The 2,464-nt window shown below is 39.7% G+C and carries 3 protein-coding genes; all 3 read right to left on the bottom strand.

Going from position 1 to position 2,464, the window contains the following annotated elements; translation table 11 throughout:
• Nucleotides 1-115 precede the first annotated feature (115 nt).
• Nucleotides 116-466 carry a DUF805 domain-containing protein gene (locus tag GVO63_RS19240; RefSeq protein ID WP_159495398.1) on the bottom strand — a complete coding sequence of 117 codons (351 nt, stop codon included), beginning with the start codon at nt 464-466 and terminating at the stop codon, nt 116-118.
• A gap of 139 nt (nt 467-605) precedes the next feature.
• Nucleotides 606-983 carry a hypothetical protein gene (locus GVO63_RS19235; protein ID WP_159495399.1) on the bottom strand — a complete coding sequence of 126 codons (378 nt, stop codon included), beginning with the start codon at nt 981-983 and terminating at the stop codon, nt 606-608.
• Between the two features lie 1,158 nt (nt 984-2,141).
• The coding region (locus GVO63_RS19230; protein ID WP_236552222.1) for a hypothetical protein at nt 2,142-2,464 on the bottom strand (323 nt) is incomplete at its 5' end.

Genomic DNA, 2,464 nt, shown 5'->3' with positions numbered 1-2,464 from the left:
ACCCGCATAACGGGCAAAAATACGTAGGCTATAATACCGAGCGAAGCGAAGGGAGCCTACGTGTTTTTGTCCCCAGCGAGCGCAGCGAGTATTGATGCGTTTGTTATACGCAATTTTACTTATACAGAGACTCACCATATTTATTGTCTTTAAAATCACCGACTGTAAAACAGCAACCCACAATTACTATTAGCCACCCAATAATAGGTAGTAACTGAAAAACACCTAACCAACCGAAACTATTAAAGTCATGGTATCGTTTTGTCGTTAGCGCAAACAGTGGCCATAATAGGAGAATTGCAACCATTCCTGCCAGTTGATCATTCAGGTAGTAGAGAGGTAGCGTGATTGAATTTAAAGGTAGCCACCACTTAGTAAACTGAATTCTTCCTATCCTTCCTTTGAAACTAAATAGCAAAGGTAACACTTCCATTTTCTTTGTTTTATGACTTACTGTAGAGTCCATTCATACCTCTATGCTTGCAATTGCGTATAACACTAAGCTTTGGGGCGCTAGCTCGTGGGCTAAAATCCGAGCGAAGCGAGTCTGCCCACGTGTATGCGTCCCAGGAGAGTTCCCCCATAAAAGTGGCAACAGCGCTTTGTTATGTTTTGTTGCTGATAAGAGCGAAAGCCCTTTTTATACTAACAGCTTCAAAGTTTGAAGGATTGCTCTTTAGAGTATTTGCCATGAACTCTGCAGCCATACCGAATGGCTTTTCTGAAACCTGTTTTTCTAGTTGAACTCCTTGTTCTTGCTGTGCAATTAAAAATTCCAATGCGGCCTGGTTGCATTTTTCAACCCAAGATGCATCCTTTGCAACAGCATCATTTAGCGGTTTGCACGATATTGTAAGTTCCGATTCAGAGCTTGAAGTGCTGAAAGCAATTGATTGAGATGCATTCTTATTCGCGAAGCTTGCGTTGTTAAAAGCAAACAGCAGAGTTGCTAAAATTAATTGTTTGAAAATCCTATGAATCATAAATTTCTCCTTAAAACATAACTTTTAAATAAGGGGAGCAGGCGCGTGGGCTAAAATGCGCAGCAGCCCACGTGTATGCGTCCCAGCGAGAGACTTAATTTGTTTGTTATAAGCCATGTTAAATACAATCTAGCTGTACATAACAGCTTGTTACAAGGGCAAAAAATGGCCAAGCCATAGTGTTAACCGTTGCTAGACAGGTTGCAATTATATGCTTGGTATTAGGTTTTACATTTAGTGTTAGCCACGAAGCAATATGTAAAACAATTACTGGTACAAAAAACATTATTAGACCGAAGCTGATTAAGGCCATCTGTCTCGTTTCAATGACGTAGTCGGAAGAAGAAAAATATGAATAAATACAGCCTACAAAGCCACCAGTAAAAGACAGAAGTATCGCAAACTTTTGTCCATAACAGCGTAAAACGTAATAATTAAGTTCAACCCATAGAAATGTTAGAACAAAAACAGTTACAAAAAAAGCTGCCAAACTAAAACTCCCTGTGGCTTATAACACCCCACTAAGGGGCAGTAACACATGGGCTTGCGACCGACTACAGCGGATTGTTAGAACTTATTGCTTAGATATCCGCCTAGACTTGATTACACGCCTTACGCAGACAACACTAGCGAATATATATGCCGCGAGAATAGATAAAAAGATGTATGGTGATGATTCATATATATAGGTGCTTCTTCTTAATTTTATTGTACCGGTGATTACCGCATCTAAGCTTAGCCATATAAAGAAGAGTGCAGCAATTATGAGGACCAATTGTCCACCTGTACCAAGCTTTTTTTCTCGAGAAGAAATGGTGTCATCATCCTTTACTTTTTTATTCAAAATTTCTCGCTGCTCCAATTGTAACTTAATTAGCTTCAGTCGTTCCGGATACTCTGACTAATCTATAGAATCCAAAGCTTCTAGAAGTTCTGAAGTTGCGTATTTTAAATAATCCGGTTCCATCTAAAGCCCCATTGAGTTTTAACACCCCACTTAGGGGCACAAATACGCAAGCTATAATACGGAGCGAAGCGAAGGGAGCCTGCGTGTTTGTGTCCCAACGAGCGCCAGCGAGTGACTGCAGTGTTTTGTTATGGCCGCGCCGAAAAAGCCCACAGATCCCTGTTTGCGTACAATAACCAATTTAAGTTACTTTAAGCTAGGTACAAAAACAAAATATCTGTACTTTTTTGAAATGCGTTAAAATTTTCCCAAGTCAGGACAAAGCTTGAAGTAAGTCGATTTTTTACCCCTGTGCTTTTAGAAACGCGTTCAAAAGTTTCAAAAGCGAATACTGGCTGGTCGATGTATGATGTAAAAAGTGAATTAAATTCCGTCTTACTTAGCCAACCTATTGGAGCCGAAATTGAACGAACCATCTTTGTCCAATCAGGATCTTTTACTGAAAGTTCGATATCAGTATCTGTATTAATGATTTTGTTCAGTTCAGTGAATTTCATTTCTTCCTTGAAGGCTA

This window comes from Alteromonas sp. KUL106, from assembly GCF_009811415.1.
Lineage (GTDB): Bacteria > Pseudomonadota > Gammaproteobacteria > Enterobacterales > Alteromonadaceae > Alteromonas.
Note: the sequence above shows the minus strand (reverse complement) of the source record. Positions and strands in the feature narration are given on the sequence as shown.